The sequence below is a fragment of the Pseudomonas sp. S2_E01 genome (assembly GCF_054668365.1).
This window is the reverse complement of the sequence record NZ_CP162762.1, coordinates 4,211,340-4,236,890: the sequence shown is the minus strand read 5'-3', so window position 1 is coordinate 4,236,890 and position 25,551 is coordinate 4,211,340. Positions and strand designations below refer to the sequence as shown.

Annotated in this window: 27 protein-coding genes and 1 riboswitch; of the genes, 13 read left to right on the top strand and 14 right to left on the bottom strand. The window is 60.4% G+C overall.

Going from position 1 to position 25,551, the window contains the following annotated elements; all coding sequences use genetic code 11:
- Positions 1-5: 5 nt before the first annotated feature.
- The 3 genes from AB4O36_RS19680 to AB4O36_RS19670 are packed head-to-tail and all read right to left on the bottom strand — an operon-like array spanning position 6 to position 2,689.
- On the bottom strand, positions 6-794 hold the full coding sequence (locus AB4O36_RS19680; protein ID WP_460117326.1) for an ABC transporter ATP-binding protein: 789 nt from the start codon (positions 792-794) through the stop codon (positions 6-8).
- Entirely contained in the window at positions 791-1,606 is an 816-nt protein-coding gene (locus AB4O36_RS19675) for an ABC transporter permease (RefSeq protein ID WP_460117325.1), read from the bottom strand. The genes AB4O36_RS19680 and AB4O36_RS19675 overlap by 4 nt, the downstream gene beginning before the upstream one ends.
- A 15-nt stretch (positions 1,607-1,621) precedes the next feature.
- The gene (locus AB4O36_RS19670; RefSeq protein WP_460117324.1) at positions 1,622-2,689 is read right to left on the bottom strand and encodes a putative urea ABC transporter substrate-binding protein; all 1,068 of its coding nucleotides are present in this window, start codon (positions 2,687-2,689) and stop codon (positions 1,622-1,624) included.
- A gap of 60 nt (positions 2,690-2,749) precedes the next feature.
- A riboswitch (guanidine-I (ykkC/yxkD leader) is annotated at positions 2,750-2,850 on the bottom strand.
- Between the two features lie 338 nt (positions 2,851-3,188).
- On the opposite strand from AB4O36_RS19670, the gene AB4O36_RS19665 reads away from it, so the two are divergent.
- Both AB4O36_RS19665 and AB4O36_RS19660 read left to right on the top strand, forming a co-directional pair.
- Positions 3,189-3,638, top strand: a complete 450-nt coding sequence (locus AB4O36_RS19665) for a hypothetical protein (protein ID WP_460117323.1) — start codon at positions 3,189-3,191, stop codon at positions 3,636-3,638.
- Positions 3,639-3,946: 308 nt separating this feature from the next.
- Entirely contained in the window at positions 3,947-4,174 is a 228-nt protein-coding gene (locus tag AB4O36_RS19660; RefSeq protein ID WP_460140061.1) for a hypothetical protein, read from the top strand.
- A 34-nt stretch (positions 4,175-4,208) separates the two neighbouring features.
- On the opposite strand, the gene AB4O36_RS19655 is transcribed toward AB4O36_RS19660, so the two are convergent.
- Positions 4,209-5,321, bottom strand: coding sequence for an enoyl-CoA hydratase/isomerase family protein (locus AB4O36_RS19655; protein ID WP_460140060.1), 1,113 nt, complete (start codon positions 5,319-5,321; stop codon positions 4,209-4,211).
- A 132-nt stretch (positions 5,322-5,453) separates the two neighbouring features.
- On the opposite strand from AB4O36_RS19655, the gene ung reads away from it, so the two are divergent.
- A complete protein-coding gene (gene ung / locus AB4O36_RS19650) occupies positions 5,454-6,146 on the top strand; it encodes a uracil-DNA glycosylase (RefSeq protein WP_460117320.1) in 693 nt (230 codons plus the stop codon).
- Positions 6,147-6,297: 151 nt separating this feature from the next.
- Here the strand turns inward: ung and AB4O36_RS19645 are convergent, their stop codons facing one another.
- Genes AB4O36_RS19645 through AB4O36_RS19630 form a run of 4 tightly spaced genes read right to left on the bottom strand, consistent with a single transcriptional unit; the run spans position 6,298 to position 10,341 of the window.
- The gene (locus tag AB4O36_RS19645; RefSeq protein ID WP_460140059.1) at positions 6,298-7,338 is read right to left on the bottom strand and encodes an AbrB family transcriptional regulator; all 1,041 of its coding nucleotides are present in this window, start codon (positions 7,336-7,338) and stop codon (positions 6,298-6,300) included.
- Positions 7,331-8,845 (bottom strand): tripartite tricarboxylate transporter permease, encoded by a 1,515-nt coding sequence (locus AB4O36_RS19640; protein ID WP_460117318.1) that lies wholly within the window; start codon positions 8,843-8,845, stop codon positions 7,331-7,333. Before AB4O36_RS19640 ends, AB4O36_RS19645 begins: the two co-directional genes overlap by 8 nt.
- A gap of 1 nt (position 8,846) precedes the next feature.
- Complete coding sequence (locus AB4O36_RS19635) at positions 8,847-9,305, bottom strand: tripartite tricarboxylate transporter TctB family protein (protein ID WP_460117317.1); 459 nt, start codon at positions 9,303-9,305, stop codon at positions 8,847-8,849.
- 58 nt (positions 9,306-9,363) lie between these two features.
- The gene (locus tag AB4O36_RS19630) at positions 9,364-10,341 is read right to left on the bottom strand and encodes a Bug family tripartite tricarboxylate transporter substrate binding protein (RefSeq protein ID WP_460117316.1); all 978 of its coding nucleotides are present in this window, start codon (positions 10,339-10,341) and stop codon (positions 9,364-9,366) included.
- Between the two features lie 405 nt (positions 10,342-10,746).
- Here AB4O36_RS19630 and AB4O36_RS19625 point away from each other — a divergent pair, with 405 nt between their 5' ends.
- Positions 10,747-11,418 carry a response regulator gene (locus tag AB4O36_RS19625; protein WP_460140058.1) on the top strand — a complete coding sequence of 224 codons (672 nt, stop codon included), beginning with the start codon at positions 10,747-10,749 and terminating at the stop codon, positions 11,416-11,418.
- Positions 11,411-12,796, top strand: a complete 1,386-nt coding sequence (locus AB4O36_RS19620; RefSeq protein ID WP_460117314.1) for a sensor histidine kinase — start codon at positions 11,411-11,413, stop codon at positions 12,794-12,796. The genes AB4O36_RS19625 and AB4O36_RS19620 overlap by 8 nt, the downstream gene beginning before the upstream one ends.
- A 12-nt stretch (positions 12,797-12,808) precedes the next feature.
- Here the strand turns inward: AB4O36_RS19620 and AB4O36_RS19615 are convergent, their stop codons facing one another.
- Positions 12,809-13,630, bottom strand: coding sequence for an HDOD domain-containing protein (locus AB4O36_RS19615; protein ID WP_460140057.1), 822 nt, complete (start codon positions 13,628-13,630; stop codon positions 12,809-12,811).
- Between the two features lie 34 nt (positions 13,631-13,664).
- Positions 13,665-14,606 (bottom strand): CAF17-like 4Fe-4S cluster assembly/insertion protein YgfZ, encoded by a 942-nt coding sequence (gene ygfZ / locus AB4O36_RS19610; RefSeq protein ID WP_460140056.1) that lies wholly within the window; start codon positions 14,604-14,606, stop codon positions 13,665-13,667.
- Between the two features lie 149 nt (positions 14,607-14,755).
- On the opposite strand from ygfZ, the gene AB4O36_RS19605 reads away from it, so the two are divergent.
- Positions 14,756-15,010, top strand: a complete 255-nt coding sequence (locus tag AB4O36_RS19605; protein ID WP_003184348.1) for an FAD assembly factor SdhE — start codon at positions 14,756-14,758, stop codon at positions 15,008-15,010.
- Positions 14,994-15,446, top strand: coding sequence for a protein YgfX (locus tag AB4O36_RS19600; RefSeq protein WP_460140055.1), 453 nt, complete (start codon positions 14,994-14,996; stop codon positions 15,444-15,446). The genes AB4O36_RS19605 and AB4O36_RS19600 overlap by 17 nt, the downstream gene beginning before the upstream one ends.
- Here the strand turns inward: AB4O36_RS19600 and nadB are convergent.
- Positions 15,415-17,031: an L-aspartate oxidase gene (gene nadB, locus AB4O36_RS19595; protein WP_460117310.1), complete on the bottom strand. Its 1,617-nt coding sequence runs from the start codon at positions 17,029-17,031 to the stop codon at positions 15,415-15,417. The two genes, AB4O36_RS19600 and nadB, sit on opposite strands and share 32 nt — an antisense overlap.
- A 554-nt stretch (positions 17,032-17,585) precedes the next feature.
- Between nadB and rpoE the strand changes: the two genes are divergently transcribed.
- The 4 genes from rpoE (at position 17,586) to AB4O36_RS19575 (ending at position 21,351) form a co-directional block, all read left to right on the top strand.
- Entirely contained in the window at positions 17,586-18,167 is a 582-nt protein-coding gene (gene rpoE / locus AB4O36_RS19590) for an RNA polymerase sigma factor RpoE (RefSeq protein ID WP_003172477.1), read from the top strand.
- Between the two features lie 31 nt (positions 18,168-18,198).
- Positions 18,199-18,786, top strand: coding sequence for a sigma-E factor negative regulatory protein (locus tag AB4O36_RS19585; protein WP_460117309.1), 588 nt, complete (start codon positions 18,199-18,201; stop codon positions 18,784-18,786).
- Between the two features lie 8 nt (positions 18,787-18,794).
- Positions 18,795-19,754 (top strand): MucB/RseB C-terminal domain-containing protein, encoded by a 960-nt coding sequence (locus AB4O36_RS19580; RefSeq protein ID WP_460140054.1) that lies wholly within the window; start codon positions 18,795-18,797, stop codon positions 19,752-19,754.
- 172 nt (positions 19,755-19,926) lie between these two features.
- The gene (locus AB4O36_RS19575; protein ID WP_460117307.1) at positions 19,927-21,351 is read left to right on the top strand and encodes a DegQ family serine endoprotease; all 1,425 of its coding nucleotides are present in this window, start codon (positions 19,927-19,929) and stop codon (positions 21,349-21,351) included.
- 164 nt (positions 21,352-21,515) lie between these two features.
- Here the strand turns inward: AB4O36_RS19575 and AB4O36_RS19570 are convergent, their stop codons facing one another.
- Positions 21,516-22,949 (bottom strand): M48 family metalloprotease, encoded by a 1,434-nt coding sequence (locus tag AB4O36_RS19570; RefSeq protein ID WP_460117306.1) that lies wholly within the window; start codon positions 22,947-22,949, stop codon positions 21,516-21,518.
- A 98-nt stretch (positions 22,950-23,047) separates the two neighbouring features.
- Here AB4O36_RS19570 and AB4O36_RS19565 point away from each other — a divergent pair, with 98 nt between their 5' ends.
- On the top strand, positions 23,048-23,287 hold the full coding sequence (locus AB4O36_RS19565; RefSeq protein WP_028621876.1) for a sulfurtransferase TusA family protein: 240 nt from the start codon (positions 23,048-23,050) through the stop codon (positions 23,285-23,287).
- Positions 23,288-23,318: 31 nt separating this feature from the next.
- Complete coding sequence (locus AB4O36_RS19560) at positions 23,319-24,389, top strand: AI-2E family transporter (RefSeq protein WP_460117305.1); 1,071 nt, start codon at positions 23,319-23,321, stop codon at positions 24,387-24,389.
- Positions 24,390-24,503: 114 nt separating this feature from the next.
- On the opposite strand, the gene AB4O36_RS19555 is transcribed toward AB4O36_RS19560, so the two are convergent.
- Positions 24,504-24,977 (bottom strand): peroxiredoxin, encoded by a 474-nt coding sequence (locus tag AB4O36_RS19555; RefSeq protein ID WP_460117304.1) that lies wholly within the window; start codon positions 24,975-24,977, stop codon positions 24,504-24,506.
- 10 nt (positions 24,978-24,987) lie between these two features.
- Positions 24,988-25,548 carry a glycine cleavage system transcriptional repressor gene (locus AB4O36_RS19550; protein ID WP_460117303.1) on the bottom strand — a complete coding sequence of 187 codons (561 nt, stop codon included), beginning with the start codon at positions 25,546-25,548 and terminating at the stop codon, positions 24,988-24,990.
- Positions 25,549-25,551 lie beyond the last annotated feature (3 nt).

Genomic DNA, 25,551 nt, shown 5'->3' with positions numbered 1-25,551 from the left:
TCCTCTCAAGCGGTACGAAGCGCGCCTGCCAGTGATTGTGGCAAGGCGTCGACGGCGGCGCGTTGGGCGCGGCGGTCGCTGTTCAAAGGGATGTCGTAGGTGATGCGTGCGCCATAGGCGCTGGGGGCGTGCGGGTCGAGGCGAACCTTGTCGAACACCAGCAGGCGTGTGCCCAGGCTGAAACCTTCGGACAGGTCATGGGTGACCATGAACACCGTGAGTTGCGTCTCGCGCCACAGCTCCAGAAGCAGGGCATGCATGTCCTTGCGGATGCCGGGGTCGAGCGCGCCAAAAGGTTCGTCGAGCAGCAACACCCGGGGTTTCATGATCAGCGCCTGGGCGATGGCCAGCCGTTGTTGCATGCCGCCGGACAACTGCGCCGGGTACTTGTCCAGCGCGTGGCCGAGGCCGACTTTGTGCAGCAACACCGAAGCCTGTTCGCGAGCGTCTTTTTTCGCACTGCCAAACAGCCGTCCGAGCAAGGGCGAGCGCGGCAGTTCGAGGCCGAGCGTGACGTTGTCCAGCACGGATAAATGCGGGAACACCGAGTAGCGCTGGAACACCACGCCACGGCTCGCGTCCGGCTCGCTGGCCAGGGCCTGGCCATCGAGCAGGATCTCGCCACGACTGGCGCGTTCCTGGCCAAGCAGCAGGCGCAGGAAGGTCGACTTGCCGCAACCGGAGGCGCCGACCAAAGTGCAGAACTCACCCTCGCTGACGTTCAGGTTCAAGCCTTCGAGCACCACTTGGTCGGCGTATTGCTGCCAGACATTCTTGACGGTGATAAAGCTCATGCTCGCGCTCCTTCATACCAGGGAAACGCGCGCTGGGTCAGGCGCTTCAGGCCCCAGTCCATCAGCCAGGCTAGCAGGGTGATCCACACCACGTACGGCAGGATCACATCCATCGCCAGGTAACGACGCACCAGGAAGATCCGGTAGCCCAGGCCATCAGTCGAAGCGATAGCCTCGGCGGCGATCAGGAACAACCACGCCGAACCGAGCATCAGTCGCAGCGAAATCAATAGCCGTGGCAGCAATTGCGGCAGCACCACACGCAGCATCAGGGTCCAGGTCGAGGCGCCGAGGGTCTGGGCCTTGATCAATAACTCCACAGGGATTTCCCGCGCCCGTTGTTCCAGGTCCCGCGCGAGGGCCGGGGTGATGCCGATCACGATCAGCATCACCTTCGAGAGCTCGCCCAGCCCGAACACGATGAACAGAATCGGCAGGATCGCCAGCGGCGGCACCATCGACAGCACCGTCAGCAGAGGCGACAACGGCGCACCGAACAGCGGCAGGGTACCGGCGGCAATGCCCAGGCACAGTGCTGCCAGCGCGCTGATGCCCAGGCCAATGGCCAGGCGTTGCACACTCGAACCGGTGTCCTGCCACAACAGATATTCACCGGTGCGCGTGTCGGCGGTGAACGCCAGGCGCTTGACCGCATCGACCATTTGTACGGCGCTGGGCAGCAACTTGTCGTTGGGGTTTTCCGTCAGCCGTTCGGCCGAGCCCATGAAGTAGGCGAACAGCACCAGGGCGAACGGCAGGATCACCAGCAACAGGCGACTGGCGCGATCCGGGTGACGATTGATCAGGCGCATGGCCAGGTCCTCTTCTTACAGCTTGGCGTCGGCGGCCATTTGCACGTAGCTGGGGTCGAAGCGCAGCTTGAGATTGCCTTTGTCACCACTCGTCACGCCGTTGGCGAAGGCCATGCCGACCGCGCTGGTGTCTTTCGCGCCTTCACCCAGCAGGCCGTGCTGGAAGGAGAACTCGGCGACCCGGCGCATGGTTTCGGGCAGTTGTTTGCTGGTGGCGAAGGCAAGCGCTTCCTGCGGGGTGGCGAACAGCTTGGTGGTGTCCAGTTGCGCCTGGAACCCCGGGAGGTCGGTGCCCGAGGCCTTGGCCATGTGCTCGAGCGCAACCTTGCTGGCGGCGTTCTTCGCGTTCATCAACTCAACCACTTCGAACCAGGCGCCGGTCAGGGCCTTGCCCAGGGCGGGGTTGTCCTTGAGGGTGGCGCTGTTGACCACCATCATGTCCATGATTTCGCCGGGTATCTGGCTGGAATTGAACACTTCGGTCACACCAGGCTTGGCCTTGATGTCCGAGAGCATCGGGTTCCAGGTGGTCACGGCGTTGACCTGATCGGTGTTGAAGGCGGCGGAAATGTCGGCGTCGGACGTGTTGACCACTTTCAGGTCTTTCTCGGTGAGGTCCACCGAGTCCAGCGCACGGGCCAACAGGTAGTGCGACACCGACAGTTCAACCAGGTTGACGTCCATGCCCTTGAGGTCGCTGACCTTCTTGCCTTCGCCCTTGAGCACGACGCCGTCGTTGCCGTTGGAGAAATCGCTGACGATCAGGGCGGTGCTGTCGACGCCACCGGCGGCCGGAATGGTCAGGGCATCCATGTTAGTCATGGTGCAGCCGTCGAACTGGCCGGCGGTGTATTGGTTGATCGATTCGACGTAGTCGTTGAGCTGCACCACATCGATCTTGATGCCGTACTTCTTCGCCCACTTATCGACGATGCCCTGGCTGCCGGCGTATTCCCATGGCATCCAGCCGGCGTAGATGGTCCAGCACACGCTGAAATGGTCTTTTTGGGCGGCTTGCGCCTGGAAACTCACGACGGCGGCGAAGGCGGCGGCAAGCAGGGCGGGTAAACGAAGCTGGGGCATGGTGGTTCTCCAGTTGATCATGGGCGGACAGGACGGCAGCGGCACCGTGAACGGTGGCTTGTCTCCCGGGCTTTTGTCCCGCCGTGTAACCTCAACTGGAGGTCGCCAACTCTCGGACCAGCCACTCGTATCAACGAGCCGGAACCCTAGTCAGCCATTTGCAAATTGTGGTGCCGCGAACCTGTGATGACTTCCTGCACGGGTTTGCTAAAGCGAGAGGCGTGCCAAGTTGTGACGGGCCTTCTGGCACGCGGGATTGAGGCGGGCCGACACGGTGGGGGAATGATGCTTTGCGTCGTGATGGTGCGCGCACGCACCGGCATGCAGCACATGAGCCCGTGCCGAAGATGAAAAACCTTTCATCGGACAGATGTTTCAAGTTGTTGCCGGGCCGCACCAGATTTCGGAATCGATGTCTGATGTTTCGACAGCTCCCGAATAATGGGCTGTCGCTCGCCAGCGTCGCTGGTGTGGCTCACTCGCGGTCCAGGAGGCCGCCATGTATCGCCGACTACTTCTCATCGCTGTGCTTGGATTGTCTGTAGGTGCCTGCGTGCCTTATGCCGATGGCGGGGGGCGTTACTACAGTTCCGAGGTCTATTCATCCCCGGCGTACTATTCCGGCGGCGGGGCCTATTATTCCAACGGCGGCTACTACTCATCACCACGCCGCTACTATGCGCCGCCTGCGCGGTATTACCAGCCGACGCCGCGCTACTACACCCAACCTCGGGTCTACCAACCGGCCCCGCGTTATTACCAGCCTTCACCACGAAACGATTATCGCGCGCACCAGAGTTGGGACAACCATAGCCGCAGCGGCTGGGACAACCGCAACCGCGGTGGGTGGAGCAATGACTACCGGGGCGGTGGTCGCGATGGCCATCGGGGTGGGCGAGGTGGTCATGATGGGCGGGGCGATCATGACGGACGGGGTGGGCATCGGTAATTGCCTTTGACAAATGTTTGATAAAACGGCGCGACCAGCGCCGTTTTTTTGCCTACATGAAATTTGAGGCTCCTTATCTCCTTCTCCTCGGAGCTTCGACGAACCCTCCTACATTTTCCCCTCTGCAAGTTTGTTAGCGTTCAGGCAGTCGCGTGAATATTCAGGGAGGGGAGGCGTCATGATGCCTGGATTGCTGATGGGATGGCTTTTATTGGCACAGGCAATCAGCTTCTCGCCTGTTGCGGCGGATGAAGTGGTCATCGAGTGAGCAACTGCGATTGAGACAGGGCACTGCGTGGGTTGAGAGCGTGACTCGGCACAATCACGCTCTACCCCTCCAGCGGATGCAGTATTCAACGGTCGATCTCACCTGGGGGACTGCGCAAAAAGTCAGTATCGTACTGACCGATGCCACCGATCTGAACAGCTCTGGCATCGAGATCATTGAGTTCGTGGATGGTGCAAGCATTGGCCTTGATCAGATCATCGCTGCCAGCCAACTCAAGCCGTTGCGCAATCCTGCTCGTCCGCGATAGGCCTGATGACGGCGCTATCGCGAACAACACCCCATCAAAGCTCCGAAAGATCCGCCAACGGATGCCGCCCCTCCCAGACCTTGTGGAAATGCGCCTCTACCACCGCCTCCGGCACCGTATTGATATCCGACCAATGCCAATGCGGTTTCTGATCCTTGTCGATCAACCGTGCGCGCACCCCTTCGCTGAATTCCGGATGACGGCAGCAGTTGAGACTCAAGGTGTATTCCATCTGGAAAACCTGGGCCAGTGACAGGTGTCGGGCGCGGATGATCTGTTCCCACACCAGGTGCGCGGTCAGGGGCGAACCTTCGGTCATGGTCCGGGCGGCGCGGCTGAGCAGCAGGTCGCTGCTGTCGCGATGTTGACTGATGGCCTTCCAGGCACAGCGCACGTCGCTGACGTCCAGCAGTTCGTCGATCTGCTGGCGACGAGGCAACCATTGGGCCTCGGGCATTTGCGCCGTTGCTTCCTGCTGCAAGGCCTTGAGCAAACTGTTGAGCTGCATCGCGGTCTGTTCCTGCCAGTTCAGTTGCAGCAAACCGTCAATCAATGCCTGTTGCTGCTCATCGAGCAGGAAACGATCAGCCAGGCCGAGGTCAATCGCATCGCGGCCGTTCATGTGCGCGCCGGTCAAACCGAGGAACAACCCGAGCTTGCCAGGCAGGCGGGACAGGAACCAACTGGCACCGACTTCGGGGTACAAGCCGATGCTGATCTCGGGCATCGCCAGGCGACTGCTGGGTGTGACGATGCGAATGTTGGCGCCTTGCAGCAGGCCCATGCCGCCGCCAAGCACATAGCCATGGCCCCAGCAAATCAGGGGTTTGGGATAGGTGTGCAGGTTGAAGTCCAAGCGGTATTCTGCCGCAAAGAAGTGCGCGGCCAAGGGCGGCACTTCGCCGGGGTGTGCGCGACAGGCTTCGACCAGGCTGCGCACATCACCGCCTGCGCAGAAGGCCTTGGCGCCGTTGCCGCGCAGAAGGACGCAGACGATCTGCGGATCCCTGGCCCAGGCGTCCAGTTGGTCTTGCAGGGCGTTGATCATTGGCAGTGACAGGGCGTTCAGGGATTTCTCGGCGTCCAGGCTGGCGATGCCCAGGCGTGCGCCGTCGGTGCCGGTGAGTTCTTCGAAGTGCAGGTTCATCGTGACCTCGCTCGGGAATTTGAGGGTTAAGTATGATCGCTGTGTGGGAAAGTGCCGGATCTGCGTCAGATCAATTGACAAGCGCGATGGGCTTTCCTAGGGTTCGCCCCATTGTTTTTGCCGGGTGCATCCATGACTGCTGACGACCGTATCAAACTCGAACCGAGCTGGAAGGAGGCACTGCGTGCTGAGTTCGACCAGCCCTACATGGCAGAGTTGCGCAATTTCCTGCAACAGGAGCGCGCGGCCGGCAAGGAGATCTATCCACCGGGCCCGCTGATTTTCAACGCCCTCAATTCAACGCCACTGGACAAGGTCAAGGTTGTCATCCTCGGCCAGGACCCGTACCACGGCCCGGGCCAGGCCCATGGGCTGTGCTTCTCGGTGCAGCCGGGCGTGCCGGCGCCGCCGTCGCTGGTTAACATCTATAAAGAACTCAAGCGTGACCTGAACATCGACATCCCCGGCCACGGCTATCTTCAAAGCTGGGCCGATCAGGGCGTGCTGATGCTCAACACCACCATGACCGTCGAGCGCGCCAACGCCAATGCGCACAAGGACAAGGGCTGGCAGTTTTTTACCGATCGGATCATCGAAGTGGTCAGCGAGAAACAGCCGCATCTGGTGTTCATGCTGTGGGGCTCCCATGCCCAGAGCAAACAGAAGCTGATCGATGCCACCAAGCACCTGGTGCTGACCTCGGTGCACCCCTCGCCGCTGTCCGCCTACCGAGGCTTTCTCGGTTGCGGGCATTTCAGCCGGACCAACAAGTTTCTTGAGCAGAATGGCGAGACGCCGATCGAGTGGCGGTTACCGCCGCTTTAGGAGCGAGCATGCTCGCGAAGGAGGTTCAGACGCCACGGGGCATCAGATTTCCCGCGTTATCGTTGACGACCATCGCGGGCAAGCCCGCTCCCACAAGAGCACTGCTGACCCTGGAGGAGCGGGCTTGCTCGCGATGGATTCACCCAGGTTTTCAGTCCGAAGCGCTATCCCGATTCCAATACCGAAACAACGGCTCCGCCAGAAACAGCACAAACAGCAACCGCATCACCTGCATCGCCGTCACCAGCGGCACCGACAACTGCAAGGTCTCCGCGGTCAGGCTCATCTCCGCGATCCCGCCGGGCATCATGCCCAGGGTCAGTGAGCGCAGATCCAGATGGGTCAGTGCGCTCAACCCCAATGCCGCCGCCGTGGCGATCAGCATGGTCAGTACGGTGCCAATCAGCGTCCGCCCCATGAACGACGGAGCACGGCGGAAAAACTCCCGGTTGAAGTGACAGCCCAGACCGCTGCCGATCAACCACTGGCCGATCTGGCTGCCGCCGTTGGGCAGGCTGATGTGCAGATCCCAACCGATACTGACCGCCGCACTGACCAGCAGAGGGCCAAACAACCAGGGGTTGGGCTGTCGAAGACGTTCCCACAGCCAGGCCGCTAAAGCGCCGGCCGGGAAAAGAATGGCCAGCCACCACCAGTTGACGGCGGCAGGATGCAGCACCGGTGCGCCGTCACCCAGCAAATACTTGAAGGCAGCCGGTACGCACAACACGACCACCAGCACCCGTAGGCTCTGGCCGGCCGCGACACGGCTGAGCACCGCGCCGTTGCGTGCGCCGAGGTTGACCATCTCACCGGAACCGCCCGGCATGCTGGAAAAGAATGCGGTGGCGCGATCTTCACCGGTGCGCCGCATCAGCCAGACGCCGACCACGGCGGACAGGCTGGTGATCAACGCACCGAAGAAGATCAGACCGAAGTGGCTCATGACCTGCTCGATCACCACGGGGGTGAAGTGCAGGCCAATGCCAATCCCGACCACCCACTGGCCGCACTTGCGACCGCCGGGGATTTCCGCCAACTGCCATGGCGTGAGGCACCGCACCAGGATGATCGCGAGTAACGAGCCGACCATCCAGGGCAGCGGCCAGCCCACCAGGCTGGCCAGGTAACCGCCCAGCGCGCCGACGAGCGGCGTACCCCACCAGGCGTTGAAGGACGTTCGATCAGACATCGGCTACCGCGCGACGAGCGACCACACGCTTACGCCAGATACGCAGCAGTGGCAGCGACAGCATCAACACGGTCAGTACCCAGACACCCATGGTGATCGGACTTGACCAGAGGATTTCCAGCGCACCGTTGGAAATCGACAGGGCGCGGCGCAGGTTCTGCTCCATCAGGCCGCCCAGGATGAACCCCAGCAGGACTGGCGACAGCGGGAAGTCCAGCTTGCGCAGGATGTAGCCGAAGATACCGATACCGACCATCAGGAACAGGTCGAACGTGGTCGCATGGACGGCGTAGACGCCGATCCCGGTAATGATCGCGATCACCGGCACCAGGGCCCAGTTCGGCACGGCGAGAATGCGGGTGAAGATGCGGATCATCGGGATGTTGAGGATCACCAGCATGATGTTGGCGATGAACAACGAGGCGATCAGGCCCCAGACAATGTCCGGTTGCTGTTGGAACAGCAGCGGGCCGGGCGTGATGTTGTACAGCGACAGGGCGCCGATCATCACAGCAGTGGTGCCCGAACCCGGAACGCCAAGCGTCAGCATCGGTACCAGCGCACCGCAGGCCGAAGCCCCGATGGCGGTTTCAGGTGCGGCCAGGCCACGCATGTCGCCCTGGCCGAAGGTGCCCTTGGCGCCCGCGATGCGTTTTTCGGTCATGTAGGCCACGGCGCTGGCCAGCGTTGCGCCTGCGCCGGGCAGTACGCCCATGATGAAACCGAACAGGCCGCAACGCAGGTTCACGATGAACACCGCCGACGCTTCCTTGAAGTTGAACATCATTCGCCCGGTGGCTTTCACCGCCTCTTGGCCGCGATGGGTTTTTTCCAGCAGCAGGAGGATTTCGCTGATGGAGAACAGGCCCAATACCAGCACCACGAACTGAATGCCGTCGGTGAGGTGAATGTTGTCCCCGGTGAAGCGGTACACGCCGCTGTTGGCGTCGATGCCGACCGTCGACAGGAACAGGCCGATCAACGCCGCAATGAAGGTTTTCAGCGGTCGATCACCGGCCATGCCGCCGAGGCAGACAATGGCGAATACCATCAGTACGAAATATTCCGCCGGTCCGAAGGCAATCGCCCATTTCGCCAGCAGCGGCGCAAACAGCACCATGCCGCAGGTGGCAATGAACGCACCAATGAACGAACTCCACGCCGACAGCGACAGCGCCACACCGGCCAGGCCTTTGCGAGCCATCGGGTAGCCGTCGAGGGTGGTCATCACGGTAGACGCTTCGCCGGGAATGTTCAGCAGGATCGAGCTGATCCGCCCGCCGTATTCGCAACCCAGGTACACCGCCGCCAGCAGGATCAGTGCCGACTCCGGTGGCAGACCCAGTGCGAAGGCGATCGGGATCAGCAACGCCACGCCGTTGATCGGACCCAGGCCCGGCAACAGGCCGACGACCGTACCGATCAGGGTGCCGCACAGTGCGGTCACCAGGTTGTAAGGGCTCAGCGCGACGCCGAAACCCTGGCCCAAATAGCCAAAAGTATCCATATCAGTTCTCCAGGACGTCGAGCAGGCCAAGCGGCAGCGGCACGTCCATCAACTTGTCGAACAGCAGGTAGAGACCGATTGCCATCAGCGTGGTGACCACGACGCTAGGCAGCCAACGACCGCCATACAGGCGCGCCATCGGGATACCGATCAACATGCTGCTGAGAATGAAACCCAGCGGCTCGAACAGCCCGGCGAAGATCAGCAGCAGCACCACGCAGATGCCGATCTTGTTCAGGGTTTCACGGTCCAATTGCGGGTCGTCTTCACTGTGCACGATCGGTGTCGGCCGAATCACCATGTACACCAAGGCAAGGCTCATCAGGCCGAGCATCAGCAACGGGAAGGCACGGGGTCCTACGGGTTCATAGGAAAAAGCCGCTTGATACGGCCATGCCATCAGCGCCAGGCCAACACAGACCAATAGCAGCACCGAGGCAAAAATACGTTGAAAAAGCATGGCAAGCTCCTGGGCCGCGACCCCGTCGAACGGGGCCGCAACCGCTAGACAGAGGCGATCACTGAATCAGGCCGAACTCTTTGGCCAGCACTTTGTAGTCCGCGACCTGCTTCTTCACGTAGGCGTCCAGTTCCGGGCCAGTCATGGCAAACGGGAACAGTTCACGCTGATCGCGCAGCTTGGCGAACTCGTCGGACGCCAGCAGTTTGTCGAAGGAGTCTTTCCACCAGGCGTAGTCTTCATCGCTGACTTTTGGCCCCAGGTAGAAACCGCGAACCACTGGCCAGACGATGTCGTAGCCTTGCTCCTTGGCGGTTGGAATGTCTTTCATTTCCGGCTCGTCCAGGCGCTTGTCGGAGAACACGGCCAGCAGGCGCATGTCTCCGCTCTGGATGTGCGGCATGGAGTCGGAGATGTCAGTACTGCCTACCTGGATGTGACCACCGAGCAATGCGGTGGCGATCTCGCCGCCGCCTTCGAGGGCGACATAACGCAGGTCGCGCGGGTTGATCCCGGCAGCCTTGGCGATCAACGCGGTTTGCATCCAGTCCTGGCTGCCCACGGTGCCACCGGAACCGATGACAACGGAGCTAGGATCTTTCTTCAGTGCCTGAACCAGATCGTCCAGGGTCTTGTAGGGTGAATCGCTCTTCACCGCGATGGCACCGTAGCTGGTGCCGACCGCTGCCAGCCAGCGCACGGCATTTTCATCGAAGCGGCCGAACTTGCCTTGGGCCAGGTTCAGCAACGAGCCGCTGGACCACGCCACCAGTGTGCCGGCATCGGCCGGACGCTGGGCAACGACCGCGTTGTACGCCACGGCGCCAACGCCACCGGGCATGTACGTCACGCGCATCGGTTTGGTCAGCAGTTTTTCGTTGACCAGCGCGCTCTGCGCCAGTTTGCAGGTCAGGTCGAAGCCGCCGCCGGGCGAAGCCGGGGCAATGCATTCCGGGCGTTTGGGTTCGGCCATCAATTGGCCGGCAAACAGCATGCAACTGGCGGCGAGGGCGAAACGGCGCAGTGAGCGATTCATGGTTATCTCCACGGGAATTGTTGTTTTTGGGGATGTTTCAGGTGCGGCGATTTCGCGAGGCGCAGCCGAGATCGGTGCTGACACGCGCAAACAATAGGGTTCGGACAAAGGAGGGCGGCGTAGAAGCCTGAAGCTGTTTTGACAGCATGGCGCGATACCTCGGTTATTGTTCTTATTGGCGAAAACGCTTCGTGGCGTTTTTCGGGCGCTGCATTCAAAAGCGAGAAGCAATCGATGATAGGAATGGTCTGGCAGAAACATTCCGTAACTTGACTCTAACCAGCGAACCTTTCGCTAACCTTTCAATTGGCTTTCACCAGGCTTTCACTGTTTTTAGGGCTTCACAGCGACGGATGCGGCGGTAAACTCCGCGCGGTCGAACATCCCTGAATGAGGTAAAAATCCATGCGTGTTCTACTCGTCGAAGACCACTTGCAGCTTGCCGAAAGTGTCGCTCAGGCGCTCAAGAGCACGGGACTGACCGTGGACGTGCTGCATGATGGCGTGGCCGCAGACCTGGCGCTCGGCAGCGAGGACTACGCCATGGCGATTCTCGACGTCGGCTTGCCACGCATGGATGGTTTTGAAGTGCTGGCGCGTTTGCGCGCACGCGGCAAGAACCTGCCGGTGCTGATGCTGACGGCCCGCAGCGACGTCAAGGACCGGGTTCATGGCCTTAACCTCGGCGCCGACGATTATCTGGCCAAACCTTTCGAATTGACCGAGCTTGAGGCCCGGGTCAAGGCTCTGTTGCGCCGCAGCGTGCTCGGTGGCGAACGCCAGCAAACCTGCGGTGTGCTCGCTTATGACCTGGATACTCGCCGTTTCACCCTCGCCAATGAACTGCTGACGTTGACCTCCCGCGAGCAGGCAGTGCTCGAAGCGCTGATCGCCCGTCCGGGGCGAGTGATGAGCAAGGAACAGTTGGCCTCCCAGGTGTTCGGCCTGGATGAAGAAGCCAGCCCCGACGCCATCGAAATCTACGTTCACCGGTTGCGCAAGAAACTCGACGGCCAGCCGGTTGCCATCGTGACCTTCCGTGGGCTGGGCTACCTGCTGGAAAGCCGTGATGCATAAGCCCAGCAGTCTGCGCTGGCGGTTGCTGTGGAACCTCGCGCTGTTGCTGGTGGTGTTGATGCTGGCCAGTGGTTTGAGCGCCTATTGGAACGGGCGCGAAGCTGCTGATACTGCGTACGATCGGACCCTGCTCGCCTCGGCGCGAACCATCGCCGCCGGTGTGTCCTCGCGCGATGGCACCCTCAGTGCCGATGTCCCTTATGTGGCCCTCGATACCTTCGCCTACGACAGCGCCGGGCGGATTTTCTATCTGGTCAACGACATCAATCAGAAGCTGATTTCCGGCTATGAGAATCTGCCGCCACCGCCGCCGGGTACGCCTCGCACCGATGATTATCCAGCGCTGGCACGCTTCTACAACGCGACTTACCAGGGGCAGAACGTGCGGGTGGTCAGCCTGCTCAAACCGGTCAGCGAGCCGAACATGAACGGCATGGCAGAAATCCGCGTGGCTGAAACCGATGAAGCACGTGTCAGCATGGCTCGCAGTCTGGCGGCCGATACCCTGCTGCGTTTGGGTATGCTCGCGGTCGGTGCGCTGTTGATGGTGTGGTTTGCCGTGAGTGCTGCGTTGCGTCCACTGGAACGATTGCGCACGGCGGTAGAGGAGCGGCAACCCGACGACCTGCGGCCGTTACCGCTGGTGGAAGTGCAGCACGAATTGTGGCCGCTGGTGCGAGCGCTCAATCACTTCACCGAGCGCCTGCGCGGACAGTTTGAACGCCAGGCGCAGTTCATTGCCGACGCCGCCCATGAACTGCGCACGCCACTGGCGGCGCTCAAGGCGCGGTTGGAACTGGGGCTGCGTGCTCACGACCCCGAGACCTGGCGCACCACCCTGGAAACGGCGGCCCAGGGCACGGACCGCTTGACCCACTTGGCCAACCAGTTACTTTCGTTGGCGCGGGTCGAAAACGGTGCCCGAGCGATTGCCGAGGGTGGCGCGCAGTTGCTGGACCTGAGCCAACTGGCCCGCGAACTCGGCATGGCCATGGCGCCGCTGGCCCACGCCCGTGGCGTCGCGTTGGCGCTGGAGGCAGATGAACCGGTCTGGCTGCGTGGTGAGCCGACACTGTTGAACGAGCTGCTGAGCAATCTGGTGGACAACGCCCTGGCCCACACGCCACCGGGCGGCAATGTAATCCTGCGGGTTTCGGCACCTGCGGTGCTGGAAGTCGAGGACGATGGGCCAGGAATCCCTCTGGAAGAGCGCGACCGAGTGTTCGAGCGCTTTTACCGGCGCAACCAGCAAGTCGCCGGTTCGGGGTTGGGGTTGGCGATTGTCGGTGAAATTTGCCGGGCGCACCTGGCGCAGATCAGCCTGCATGATGGCGAGCAGGCGGGGCTGAAGGTGCGGGTGAGTTTTATTGCCGGTTAAAGGCGCGGCAGATCAATAGAACATCGACCTCGATTCTTCGAGATCGTCGCACATGGCCTTGTTTTGTGGGTCAATCCCCAGCTTTTTGAACGCCGGCACGCTGAACGCATCGATCCGAGCGATTGGGTGATCGGTGTCCTTGTAGCAATACAGGCTGGCGACCTGCACCAGGTCCACATAATCGACGTGGCCGGACTCGCGCTTGAAATCCAGGTACAACAACGGGACCTGTACCAGCATGTCTGGAAACTCCCAGACCCGCAGCAGCTTTTCGCCCAACACCGGGTGGATATGGTCAATGACGTGGTTCAGGCTGACCGGGTCGGACAGCAGCTCGTAGTGATCTTCGGCGTAGGTCAGGATGGGCAATACGCCAATCTGATGCACCAGCCCGCCGAGTGCGGCTTGATCGGGCTTGAGTTGCGTGTAACTGCGGCACAGCGCATAGCTGACGCCGGCGATCTCCAGGCTTTTGCGCCAGACGTCGCGCATTTTTTTCTCCACCACTTCAGAACTGGCGTGAAAAATCTGCTCCATGACCAGGCCAATCGCCAGGTTGCTGCTGTAGTTGACGCCCAGGCGAGTAATGGCCGTGTGCAGGTCAGTGACTTCTTGTGTGGCGCGCAGCAGCGGGCTGTTGACCACCTTGATCAGTCGCGCAGACAGCGCGGCGTCACGGCCGATCACCTTGCTCAGGTTACTGACACTGATTTCCGGATCTTCAGCGGCCTTGCGAATTTGCATGGCCACTTCCGGTAACGTTGGCAGAACCAGGTCATCGTTATCGATGGCCTCAACCAAATCCTGTTGGATCTTATCCGCCAGCTCACTCATTTCTGTTCTCTAGGTGTTGCGACAAGTGTTGCCGTTAACGCTGGATTTCGCGATCGCGATCCAAATCGTACGGCAGGTCGAGCAAGTGCAGGGCTGGCCCATCGAGTGCGCCCAGATGGATGTCACCGCTTTCTGCCGCTTCGGCTTGCAGCACGGCCAGAAGTTCAATGTTGTTCTCGGTATTCGCGGCAATCACGACTTCGCCAATGGAACTGCTGTGGGTCGCAGAATACAACGCGACGCCAGGTTCCGGTAACTGATCGGCTGCGAGGCTCAAGCGATACAAGCGGCGCTTGAGTTTGCCCAGGTACTGCATGCGCGCGACGATTTCCTGGCCGGTGTAGCAACCCTTTTTGAAACTGACACCACCGACCGCCTGAAGGTTGAGCATCTGCGGAATGAACAGTTCGCGTGTGCCGGCCATGACCTGGCCGATCCCTGCGCGGATCTGGCCCAGCAGCCATTGGTTGAGATCACCTTCGGCCAGCAGGGCGGTCAACTGACCCTTGATGGCGTCAGCCTGATCGGCGGTCACCCAGAGTTCGGCACGTTGCGGTGAAACGCGAATGGCGATCAATTGACCATTACGCGCCACGCTGTCGGTCTCGGCTGGCAGTTCCACGCCCAGGCCGATCAGGGCGGCATCGCCCTGGTCGAGGCCGAAGCGCACCCAGGCCGCGCTTTCATCGGTCAGCTTCGACTTGGAGAACACGGCATACTTTTTCAGGTCCGCCAGCTGTGGTTCCAGCAACTCACTGGCCATGGCCATGAGCACGCCGTCGCCTTGCAGCAGGATGCGGAAGCTCGATTGCATCCGACCCTTCTGCGTGCAACGGGCGCCGAGACTGGCCCGGGCGTCGCTCAGGTAATTGAGGTTGCAGGTCAACTGGCCTTGCAGGAACTTGGCGGCATCGGCGCCGCGGACCGCGAGAACGCCTTCGTGAGAGAGGGTGCAGAAAAAAGCAGAATCGGCCATGGGACATCGCAGGGTGAAAAGTCTGAGGGACATCATAAGGGCGCGCCCATGAAATGGATAGTTCACAAAAGGTCGAGGGAGACCGACCAAAGCCGACTGTTCGACGCAGGCCAGGCCTGTATACTTGCCGCCTATTTGAGGAGCGCTCCATGGTCGAAGATGTTGAACTCAATCGCCTCTACTGGCATAGCCGTCGCGGCATGCTTGAACTTGACGTGTTGCTGGTGCCATTCGTGAAGGAGGTCTATCCGCACCTCAACGAGGTGGATCGCGCCTGCTACGTCAGGTTGCTCGAATGCGAAGACCAGGACATGTTCGGCTGGTTCATGGAGCGCAGTGAATCCGAGGATCCGGAGCTTCAGCGCATGGTTCGCATGATCCTGGATCGTGTCCAGCCCAAGTAATACCTTCGAATGCCGCTGGCATGCCTCACGGCAGTTGCTGGCGGCGTATTTACTGGCCCAGCTGTTCGCGCTGGGTGCCTTGTCCCTTCTCGACATACCGCTCTGGGCCAGTTTGCCGGCTGCATTGTGCTGCCTGGTTCACGGAGTCTGGGTTTTGCCCAGGCAGATACTGCTGACACATGCTCGAGCCTTCTGCGGCTTGCGTCGCGACGCCGATGGCTGGCAGCTGTGGAACCAGGCGCAGGGCTGGCAGGCGGTGCAGCTGCGACCCGATAGCCTGGCGTTGCCATTGATCGTGGTGCTGCGTTTTCGTCTGCGTGGTGAGCGGCGGGTGCGGGCGACTTGCGTTCCCCGGGACTCGCTGGCGTCGGATCTGCACCGACGCCTGCGAGTGCGCCTTACCTTCAGTCGACGTAGGTGGGCGGCACCAGAATAGTGTCCAGCGCCACCGGCAGCATGTTCGGATAGTCGAGGGTGTAATGCAGACCGCGGCTTTCCTTGCGTTCCATGGCTGAAAGGATCATCAGCTCGGCTACCTGGGCCAGGTTACGCAGCTCGATCAAATCGCGGCTGACCTTGTAGTTACTGTAGAACTCGTCGATTTCGTCCAGCAACAGCTGCACGCGGTGCTGCGCCCTTTGCAGGCGCTTGTTGGTGCGCACGATGCCAACGTAGTCCCACATGAAGCGCCGAAGCTCATCCCAGTTGTGGGCGATGATCACGTCTTCATCCGAGTCGGTCACCTGGCTGGCGTCCCACACGGGCAGGGCGACGGGCATGGAGATCTGCGGCAATTGCTCGAGAATGTCCGACGCCGCTGATCGCGCATAGACGAAACACTCCAGGAGCGAATTACTGGCCATGCGGTTGGCGCCATGCAGGCCGGTGAAACTGGTTTCGCCAATCGCATACAAACCCGGCACGTCGGTGCGACCCTGTTGGTCGACCATCACGCCGCCGCAGGTGTAATGCGCGGCGGGCACCACGGGGATCGGCTGTTTGGTGATGTCGATGGAGAACTCGAGGCATCGCTCGTAGACGGTCGGGAAGTGGGCCTTGATGAACGATTCCGGCTTGTGGCTGATGTCCAGATAGACACAATCGATGCCGAGCCGCTTCATCTCATGGTCGATCGCCCGGGCGACGATATCCCGTGGGGCCAGTTCTGCGCGCGAGTCGAAACGCTGCATGAAACGCTCGCCATTGGGTAGCTTCAGGTGTGCGCCTTCGCCCCGCAGCGCTTCGGTGACCAGAAAGCTCTTGGCTTGCGGGTGATACAGGCAAGTGGGGTGAAACTGGTTGAACTCCAGGTTCGCCACCCGGCAACCGGAACGCCAGGCCATGGCGATGCCATCGCCGCAGGCGCCGTCCGGGTTACTGGTATAGAGATAGACCTTGGCGGCGCCGCCAGAGGCAAGGATCACGAAGCGCGCGCCGTACGTGTCGACTTCGCCGGTGCCGCGATTGAGCACATAGGCGCCGAGGCAACGATCGCCTTCCAGGCCCAGGCGCTTCTGCGTGATCAAATCGACAGCGACCCGCTGTTCCAGCAGCTCGATGTTGGGTCGTTGCCGGGCTTTGTCGAGCAGGGTCCGAAAGATTGCCGCACCCGTCGCGTCGGCCGCATGAATGATGCGCCGGTGGCTGTGGCCGCCTTCACGGGTCAGGTGAAACTCGAAACCGCCGTCCTCGTTGCCGGCATGATCATCACGGGTGAACGGTACGCCCTGGTCGATCAGCCATTGAATCGCTTCCTTGCTGTGCTCGACGGTAAAACGCACAGCGTCTTCATGACACAGTCCGCCGCCGGCATTGAGAGTGTCATCGACGTGGGATTCGACGGTATCTGTGTCGTCCAGAACCGCAGCGACGCCGCCCTGGGCCCAGAACGTCGAACCATTGGCAAGGTCGCCTTTGCTCAATACGGCAATGCGCAAATGACCGGGCAAGGTCAGCGCAAGGCTCAAACCGGCAGCGCCGCTGCCAATGACCAGAACATCGTGTTGAAACTGTTGGCTCATTTCAGGATTCCGCTCAAAGCGACCCGGGTCGGGTAGGCGCCAGACTTGCCTGGGCGAGTCGGGCAGCCACACAGCCCACTAGTATATAGAGGGGGGGAGCGGCACAATAGCCGGGCATACATGGCATTGTGAAACTACAGTGACAGGATCAGTCTGACGGTTCGTCGGACGATTTTGCGCTCCATTCGGCGGCCAGGCGACTGTATCGTGGATTTAACAGAATTTTTCCACCCAGGGTTGCACAATATCCGAGTTGCACTGTTACAAATAATTGGAACTTTTGCCAAAGGCTCAAGATCAATAGTCCGTTGCCTGAATCAAGGGACAGCGTCGGCGCCAGTGCGGGATTGCGGTTGGATCCACATTGTCGAATTCGATGACAAGATAATTCGCGCGGCCGGGGTACACCCGAGCTGCGCTTTTCGTGCGTGCCAGTTCAGAGCCCGCAGGAAACTTGCTTGGAGGGGAGAACTTTTGCGAAAAGCCCGAGTCTATGTTTGCAAGTCTGGCCGATTAGCCATGCAAGCTTCCTCCGAGCGTATCGAGGAGAGTTCATGCTAACCCAGGAAGAGGATCAGCAGCTGGTCGAACGCGTTCAGCGCGGCGACAAGCGGGCTTTCGATCTGCTAGTGCTGAAATACCAGCACAAAATTCTCGGGTTGATCGTGCGTTTTGTGCACGACACCCATGAAGCCCAGGACGTGGCGCAGGAAGCCTTCATCAAGGCATACCGTGCACTTGGAAATTTTCGCGGGGACAGCGCGTTTTATACGTGGCTTTACCGCATCGCCATTAACACGGCGAAAAACTATCTGGTTTCACGCGGCCGTCGGCCGCCGGATAGCGATGTCAGTTCCGAGGATGCAGAGTTCTACGATGGCGATCATGGCCTCAAGGATCTCGAGTCGCCAGAGCGGGCTTTGCTGCGGGATGAGATCGAAGGCACCGTCCATCGGACCATTCAGCAACTGCCAGAAGATTTGCGTACGGCGTTAACTTTACGTGAATTTGATGGTCTGAGTTACGAGGACATTGCGAGCGTCATGCAATGTCCGGTGGGTACCGTGCGCTCCCGGATTTTCCGCGCTCGGGAGGCCATCGACAAAGCCCTGCAGCCGTTGTTGCAGGAAAACTAGAGACAGCGGCGACAGCCAAGAGAGGAACGCCATGAGTCGTGAAGCCCTGCAGGAATCGCTGTCCGCAGTGATGGATAACGAAGCGGACGAATTGGAATTGCGTCGGGTATTGAATGCCATTGACGATGTTGAAACCCGTGAGACCTGGGCTCGTTATCAAATCGCTCGGGCAGCGATGCACAAGGATCTGCTGCTTCCACGTCTGGACATCGCTGCGGCAGTTTCCGCTGCGCTGGCTGATGAAGCCGTGCCGGCAAAAACTTCCCGTGGTCCATGGCGCAGCCTGGGTCGTCTGGCGGTTGCAGCATCGGTAACCGTTGCCGTTCTGGCCGGTGTCCGCCTGTACAACCAGGACGAAATTGCCGGGGTCGAGCTGGCCCAGCAGTCCACTCAGCCGGGGCTGGCCGTTCCTCAGGTCAAGGGTCCAGCTGTATTGGCAGGCTATACTGAAAGTTCGGAAGCACCTGGCCCTATGGCCAACGGCGTGTTGCAAGGTCAGCCGGGCTGGCACGACCAGCGGTTGCCTGGTTACTTGCGCCAACATGCTCAACAGGCTGCAATGAAAGGTACTGAGAGCGCGCTTCCATACGCTCGTGCCGCAAGCCTGGAAAACCGTTAAGGAGGATCATGCGCGCCATACCTCTACTTTCGCTTCTGCTCGGTGGCTGGTTCATTGTTCCAGCCCACGCCGATGATGCTCAGGACTGGTTGACCCGTCTTGGGAAGGCCGAGCAACAGCAAAGCTTTCACGGTACTTTTGTTTACGAGCGTAACGGTAGTTTTTCTACCCATGATATCTGGCATCGCGTCCAGGATGGCAAAGTCCGTGAGCGGATCCTCCAGCTCGACGGCTCTGCCCAGGAAGTCGTACGTGTTGATGGGCATACTCAATGCGTCAGCGGTCTGATGATGGCGGGGCTTGGGGACTCTCCCAATTCCGCCGCTCGTACACTCGATTCTCAAAAGCTTAAAAACTGGTATGACCTTGCCGTCATTGGCAAATCGCGCGTGGCCGGGCGACCGGCCGTGATCGTGTCCCTCAAACCGCGTGACCAGCATCGCTACGGATTTGAGCTGCATCTGGACAAAGAAACCGGCCTTCCCCTCAAATCGTTGCTGCTCAACGACAAGGGGCAGTTGCTGGAGCGGTTCCAGTTCACCGAACTGAACACCGCCGATGTGCCTTCCGACAACGACTTGCAAGCCGGCCCGGATTGCAAAGCCGTCGCTGCCGAGAGTGACAAGGCTTCTGCGGTCAAGACCGCGCAAAGCTGGCGTTCGGATTGGTTGCCCGCAGGCTTTGAACTCACCAGCAGCACATCGCGAAAAGACCCCGAGACCAAGACTCAGGTCAGCAGCCTGATGTATGACGATGGTCTGGCGCGTTTTTCGGTGTTTCTAGAGCCTTTGAATGGCGCTGCTGTGGTAGATACTCGTACCCAGCTCGGCCCGACTGTCGCCGTCTCACGACGCCTGACCACCCCTGATGGCGACATGATGATCACGGTGGTCGGTGAGATCCCCATCGGTACCGCAGAACGGATCGCGCTGTCCATGCGCACCAACGCCACCGCGACCCAGTACTGAGCCGGTAGCGAAATGTTTGGTGAGCATTTCCGTTTGCAAATCCCCCTGATTTTTTTTATAGGTCAGAGCCTCACGGCTCTGGCCTTGTTTGTTGTTCCCCGAACACCGGCGTATCGTTCCCGGTGTTCCTTGATCCATATCGCTTAACCATGCTCGTCTTACCGGGAGCCGTATGTCGATACCACGCTTGAAATCTTACCTCTCCATTTTCGCGACTGTGCTGGTGCTCGGTCAGGCGGTGGCAGCCCAAGCTGTCGAACTGCCTGACTTTACCCAACTGGTGGAGCAGGCCTCACCTGCCGTCGTGAACATCAGCACCACGCAGAAACTGCCTGATCGTCGAGTCAGCGAACAGATGCCGGACCTTGAAGGTCTGCCGCCGATGCTGCGCGAGTTCTTCGAACGCGGCATGCCACAGCAGCGCTCGCCGCGCGGTGGTCGTCAGCGTGAAGCCCAGTCGCTGGGTTCGGGCTTCATCATCTCGTCTGATGGTTACATCCTCACCAACAATCATGTGATCGCCGATGCTGACGAAATCCTCGTTCGTCTCGCCGACCGCAGTGAGATGAAAGCCAAGTTGATCGGCACCGATCCACGTTCCGACGTGGCCTTGCTGAAAATCGAAGGCAAGGATCTGCCAGTGCTGAAACTGGGCAAATCCCAGGACCTGAAGGCTGGTCAGTGGGTCGTCGCCATCGGTTCACCTTTCGGATTTGACCATACCGTGACCCAAGGTATCGTCAGTGCGGTTGGCCGCAGCCTGCCGAACGAAAACTACGTGCCTTTCATCCAGACAGACGTGCCGATCAACCCGGGTAACTCCGGTGGCCCGCTGTTCAACCTGTCGGGCGAAGTGGTGGGGATCAACTCGCAGATCTACACCCGTTCCGGTGGCTTCATGGGCGTATCGTTCGCCATCCCGATCGACGTGGCGATGGACGTTTCCAACCAGCTGAAAAGCGGTGGCAAGGTCAGCCGTGGCTGGTTGGGCGTGGTGATCCAGGAAGTGAACAAGGATCTGGCCGAGTCGTTCGGTCTCGATAAACCAGCCGGTGCGCTGGTTGCACAGATTCAGGACGACGGTCCGGCGGCCAAGGGTGGCTTGCAGGTCGGCGACGTGATTCTGAGCATGAACGGCCAGCCGATTGTCATGTCTGCCGACCTGCCGCATCTGGTCGGCGCGTTGAAGGCCGGTGCCAAGGCCAATCTGGAAGTCATCCGCGAAGGCAAGCGCAAGAATGTCGAGCTGACGGTGGGTGCTATCCCGGATGAAGACTCAGAGAAAGCCACTCTGGACAAATCGAAAGCCGAGCGCAGCAGCAATCGCCTGGGCGTGTCCGTGGCCGAACTGACCGACGAGCAGAAGAAATCCTACGACCTCAAAGGCGGTGTGATGATCAAGGAAGTCCAGGACGGCCCTGCTTCGCTGATCGGCCTGCAACCAGGCGACATCATCACTCACCTGAACAATCAGGCGATTGGTTCGGCCAAGGAGTTCACCGACATCGCCAAGGCGCTGCCGAAGAACCGTTCTGTGTCGATGCGCGTCCTGCGTCAGAATCGCGCCAGCTTCATCACCTTCAAACTGGCTGAATAAACCGGTTGTTGGCTGAACGAAAAACCGCCTCGAAAGAGGCGGTTTTTTTTTGTCCCTGTAGGAGCGAGCTTGCTCGCGATGGTCGTGAACGATAAAGGGGGGTATCTGATATCCCTCGGTGTCTGTGATTCCATCGCGAGCAAGCTCGCTCCTACAGGGGGCGTTTAGCCCATCATGTCCTTGATCATGCGCTCCTGCTCCATCAGCTCCCGTTGGCGTGCGTCGATGCGCGACGACAACGGGAAGTTGGTGCCGGCCTTGCGTTTGGCGAAGTCCAGTTGCTGGATGGCCTGGCGGTAGTCTCCGACCAGGGCAAAGTACTCGGCGCGAGCCTGATGCAGGCCAATGATGTTTCCAGACAGGCCACGGGTTTCCGCCACCATGTACCAAATGTCCGGATCGTCGGGGCGAGTCTTCAGCAGGCCTTCCAGCGCCTTCTCGGCGTCGGGTGCACGGTTCTGCTTGAGCAACAGATCGACACGCGTCTGATTCAGCGGGTAGTTGCCGGGATACTGGGTGAGCATCCGCTCAACCCGGCTCTGGGCGTCCGGCAGGCGATTGTTGGTGATGTCCAGGTCGATCTGGGCGAGGTTGTAGATGATCTCGTTCGGCGACTTGGCCAGCAGCAGCTTGAGATTTTCCCGTGCCTCATTGAGTTGGCCGCCCTTGATCTGCGCGATGGCCAAGCCGTAGCGTGCGACATCGTTTTTCGGGTTTTCGTCCAGCTGGGCGCGGAAGCGTTTTGCGCCCAGGCCAGGGGTTTCTTCGTAGATCAACTGGACCCGTGCCCGAATCAGCTGATAGCGCATGCTGTCTTCGATGCCGCCCGGCTTGGCTTGCTCGGCACGGTTACGGGTGTCGGCAATACGCGATTCGGTGACCGGGTGAGTCAGCAGGAATTCCGGAGGCTTGGCGTCGAAACGATACTGACGCGACAGACGCTCGAACATGGTCGGCATCGAGCGGGGGTCATAACCGGCCTTTTCCAGATTGAGGATGCCGATACGGTCGGCCTCCTGCTCATTCTGGCGCGAGAAGCGGCGTTGTTCCTGGATTGCAGCGGCCTGCGTACCGGCAATGGCGGCGATGCCGGCGTCGCCAGCCCCCGCCGCCGCAATCACGATGCCGGCCAGTAGCGCCGCCATCATTGGCACTTGCATGCGTTGCTGGGCTTCGACGCCCCGAGCGAAGTGGCGTTGTGACAAGTGCGCCAGTTCGTGGGCGAGTACCGAGGCGTATTCGCCTTCAGTCTGGGCATTGAGGAACAGACCGCCGTTGACGCCGACAATCCCGCCTGGCGCGGCGAAGGCGTTGAGTTGCGGACTGTTGATCAGGATGAACTCCAGGCGCCGGTCGTTGAGCTGGCTGGTTTCCGCCAGGCGGTAGACGCTGGTTTCGACGTAATCCTTGAGCTGCGGATCGTTGAGTTGGGCCACTTGACTGCGCAGCAGTGCGAGCCAGGCACGACCCAACTGGTGTTCCTGTTGTGGCGAGACAATGGCAGAGCTGGCGTCACCGAGTGACGGCAGGTCGTCGGCGAAGCCCGGTGAGGCGAGCAGGCAAGCGAGCGTCAGCAGGGTAGGGCGCAAAAAAGTCATGCACAAAGCCTTAGTCGACAAAGTCCTTACTGTAGCCGGACAGGCCGCTTCGGACCAGATATTCTAAGCCGCTCGACCACTGTCCCCGGAATAGCGCAATGACCGATGCTGTAGCCCATGATGCCGAACTGGATGCCAGCGGCCTTAATTGCCCGTTGCCGCTGCTCAAGGCCAAGCTGGAGCTCAACCGCATGGCCAGCGGTGCGGTGCTCAAGGTGATCGCCACTGACGCGGGGTCACAGCGTGACTTTCGCACCTTTGCCCGATTGGCCGGTCACACCCTGCTGCGTGAAGAAGATGAAGCGGGCGTTTACCGTTACTGGTTGAAAAAAGCCTGAAAACCGCTGCGTTCCTTGTTAAGGATTATTGATGTTCAAAGTGTTGCGCGACTGGATTCAGCGTTACTTCTCCGATGAAGAGGCGGTGGTGCTGGCGGTCCTGCTGTTTCTGGCGTTCACCGCCGTGCTTACCCTAGGCGGCATGCTGGCGCCGGTGCTCGCAGGGATGGTGCTGGCGTATCTGATGCAGGGGTTGGTGGTCGCGCTGGAGCGGCTGCGGGTGCCGGGTGGCGTGGCCGTGGGCTTGGTATTCGCCCTGTTCATGGGCGTACTGCTGGTGTTCATCGTGGTGGTGGTTCCGTTGCTTTGGCATCAGTTGATCACGCTGTTCAACGAGTTGCCGGGGATGCTCGCCAAATGGCAGTCGCTGCTGTTACTGCTGCCTGAGCGATATCCGCACCTGGTGTCTGACGAGCAAGTGTTGCAGGCCATCGAGGTGGCGCGGGGCGAGATCGGCAAGTTCGGTCAATGGGCGCTGACGTTCTCGCTGTCGAGCCTGCCGCTGCTGGTCAACATCATGATCTACCTGGTGCTGGTGCCGATCCTGGTGTTCTTCTTTCTCAAGGATCGGGAAATGATCGGGCACTGGGTCCGTGGCTATCTGCCCCGCGAGCGCACGTTGATCACCCGGGTCGCGCATGTCATGAATCGCCAGATTGCCAACTATATTCGCGGCAAGGTCATCGAGATCCTCATCTGCGGCGGCGTGACTTACATTGGTTTCGTCGTGTTGGGGCTCAACTACGCGGCGTTGTTGGCGCTGCTGGTGGGCATTTCGGTCGTGGTGCCTTACGTGGGCGCCGTAGTGGTGACCGTGCCGGTGCTGCTGATCGCCTTGTTCCAATGGGGGTGGAGCGATCAGTTCATCTATCTGATGGCGGTCTACGGGATCATTCAGACGCTGGACGGCAACGTGCTCGTGCCATTGCTGTTTTCCGAAGCGGTCAACCTGCACCCGGTGGCGATCATCTGCGCGGTGTTGTTGTTTGGCGGGCTTTGGGGGTTCTGGGGGGTGTTCTTTGCGATTCCCCTGGCGACCTTGTTCAAGGCTGTGCTGGATGCCTGGCCGAGGAAGGAGCCGGCGGTGGCGCCGTTGCTTTGATTCTGCGGTGAGGCTGCTGGCCTCATCGCGAGCAAGCTCGCTCCTACAGGGGAATGCGATCAACTGTAGGAGCGAGCTTGCTCGCGATAGCGGTGTCCGCAGGACGCCGCTAAATCAGGCTTTGTTCAAAGCCTGCGCCGCCGCCAAAACAGCATCCACATGCCCCGGCACCTTCACGCCACGCCATTCCTGGCGCAACACACCGTTCTTGTCGATCAAAAAGGTGCTGCGATCCACGCCCAGGTATTCCTTGCCATACAGCTTTTTCAGTTTGATCACATCAAACAGCTGGCACAGCGCCTCTTCCTTGTCACTGATCAGTTCGAAGGTGAAGCCCTGCTTGGCCTTGAAGTTCTCGTGGGATTTGAGGCTGTCGCGGGACACGCCGAACACTTCGGTGTTGGCGGCTTTAAAGGCCTCGAGCTGGTCGCGAAAGCCCTGGCCCTCGGTCGTGCAGCCTGGTGTGCTGTCCTTGGGGTAGAAATAGATCACCACCTGCTTGCCCTTGAGGCTGGCCAGGTTGATGGTCTGCCCGCCGGTGGCAGGTGCTTCGAAGTCGGCAACCGGTTGGTCGATGGCTACGGCCATAAAAGCTTCCTTACATTGGGTTCTGTGGGCGCCATGGTTCGATCAGGGCATCCAGGTTCAGCGCATCGGCGAAATCCAGGAACTGGTCGCGCAACCAGCTGATTTGCACGCCGGCCGGCAGCGTCACGGTAAAAGTGGCGTTGAGCATGGTACCGCCAGTCTGTGGCGCCTGGTACGTGTCGCAGGTCAGGTTTTCCAGCTCGACGTTGTGGTCCATGAAGAACTGGCACAGCTCGTTGATGATGTCCGGCCGATAGGCCGAGCTGACGTAGGCGACGTAAGGCAGGGCCTGGGGACGGTTTTCCAGGGCGGCACTGCGCACCACGTTGACGGTGAAGGCGTGCCGTTTGGACAGCACAGGAAGCAGGCCTTCCAGGCGTGCCAGGGCGTCCCAGCTACCGGAAACTTCAAGGACCAGCGCACTGCATTCGCCGTGGCGGGTGAGACGCGAGGTGACCACGGCGCAGCGGTTTTCATGGCTGGCGCGGCACAGGACGTTCGTCAGCTCCATGGGGTTGGCGCCGAGGGCACTGATGACAAGGAATTGTTCGCGAACTGTGGGGGTGGACATGCA

Excerpts from the sequence above, each read along its gene's own strand:
- AB4O36_RS19680 (WP_460117326.1), bottom strand. The coding sequence starts at position 794 with ATGAGCTTTATCACCGTCAAGAATGTCTGGCAGCAATACGCCGACCAA.
- AB4O36_RS19675 (WP_460117325.1), bottom strand. The coding sequence starts at position 1,606 with ATGCGCCTGATCAATCGTCACCCGGATCGCGCCAGTCGCCTGTTGCTG.
- AB4O36_RS19670 (WP_460117324.1), bottom strand. The coding sequence starts at position 2,689 with ATGCCCCAGCTTCGTTTACCCGCCCTGCTTGCCGCCGCCTTCGCCGCC.
- AB4O36_RS19665 (WP_460117323.1), top strand. The coding sequence starts at position 3,189 with ATGTATCGCCGACTACTTCTCATCGCTGTGCTTGGATTGTCTGTAGGT.
- AB4O36_RS19655 (WP_460140060.1), bottom strand. The coding sequence starts at position 5,321 with ATGAACCTGCACTTCGAAGAACTCACCGGCACCGACGGCGCACGCCTG.
- ung (WP_460117320.1), top strand. The coding sequence starts at position 5,454 with ATGACTGCTGACGACCGTATCAAACTCGAACCGAGCTGGAAGGAGGCA.
- AB4O36_RS19645 (WP_460140059.1), bottom strand. The coding sequence starts at position 7,338 with ATGTCTGATCGAACGTCCTTCAACGCCTGGTGGGGTACGCCGCTCGTC.
- AB4O36_RS19640 (WP_460117318.1), bottom strand. The coding sequence starts at position 8,845 with ATGGATACTTTTGGCTATTTGGGCCAGGGTTTCGGCGTCGCGCTGAGC.
- AB4O36_RS19635 (WP_460117317.1), bottom strand. The coding sequence starts at position 9,305 with ATGCTTTTTCAACGTATTTTTGCCTCGGTGCTGCTATTGGTCTGTGTT.
- AB4O36_RS19630 (WP_460117316.1), bottom strand. The coding sequence starts at position 10,341 with ATGAATCGCTCACTGCGCCGTTTCGCCCTCGCCGCCAGTTGCATGCTG.
- AB4O36_RS19625 (WP_460140058.1), top strand. The coding sequence starts at position 10,747 with ATGCGTGTTCTACTCGTCGAAGACCACTTGCAGCTTGCCGAAAGTGTC.
- AB4O36_RS19620 (WP_460117314.1), top strand. The coding sequence starts at position 11,411 with ATGCATAAGCCCAGCAGTCTGCGCTGGCGGTTGCTGTGGAACCTCGCG.
- AB4O36_RS19615 (WP_460140057.1), bottom strand. The coding sequence starts at position 13,630 with ATGAGTGAGCTGGCGGATAAGATCCAACAGGATTTGGTTGAGGCCATC.
- ygfZ (WP_460140056.1), bottom strand. The coding sequence starts at position 14,606 with ATGGCCGATTCTGCTTTTTTCTGCACCCTCTCTCACGAAGGCGTTCTC.
- AB4O36_RS19605 (WP_003184348.1), top strand. The coding sequence starts at position 14,756 with ATGGTCGAAGATGTTGAACTCAATCGCCTCTACTGGCATAGCCGTCGC.
- nadB (WP_460117310.1), bottom strand. The coding sequence starts at position 17,031 with ATGAGCCAACAGTTTCAACACGATGTTCTGGTCATTGGCAGCGGCGCT.
- rpoE (WP_003172477.1), top strand. The coding sequence starts at position 17,586 with ATGCTAACCCAGGAAGAGGATCAGCAGCTGGTCGAACGCGTTCAGCGC.
- AB4O36_RS19585 (WP_460117309.1), top strand. The coding sequence starts at position 18,199 with ATGAGTCGTGAAGCCCTGCAGGAATCGCTGTCCGCAGTGATGGATAAC.
- AB4O36_RS19580 (WP_460140054.1), top strand. The coding sequence starts at position 18,795 with ATGCGCGCCATACCTCTACTTTCGCTTCTGCTCGGTGGCTGGTTCATT.
- AB4O36_RS19575 (WP_460117307.1), top strand. The coding sequence starts at position 19,927 with ATGTCGATACCACGCTTGAAATCTTACCTCTCCATTTTCGCGACTGTG.
- AB4O36_RS19570 (WP_460117306.1), bottom strand. The coding sequence starts at position 22,949 with ATGACTTTTTTGCGCCCTACCCTGCTGACGCTCGCTTGCCTGCTCGCC.
- AB4O36_RS19565 (WP_028621876.1), top strand. The coding sequence starts at position 23,048 with ATGACCGATGCTGTAGCCCATGATGCCGAACTGGATGCCAGCGGCCTT.
- AB4O36_RS19560 (WP_460117305.1), top strand. The coding sequence starts at position 23,319 with ATGTTCAAAGTGTTGCGCGACTGGATTCAGCGTTACTTCTCCGATGAA.
- AB4O36_RS19555 (WP_460117304.1), bottom strand. The coding sequence starts at position 24,977 with ATGGCCGTAGCCATCGACCAACCGGTTGCCGACTTCGAAGCACCTGCC.
- AB4O36_RS19550 (WP_460117303.1), bottom strand. The coding sequence starts at position 25,548 with ATGTCCACCCCCACAGTTCGCGAACAATTCCTTGTCATCAGTGCCCTC.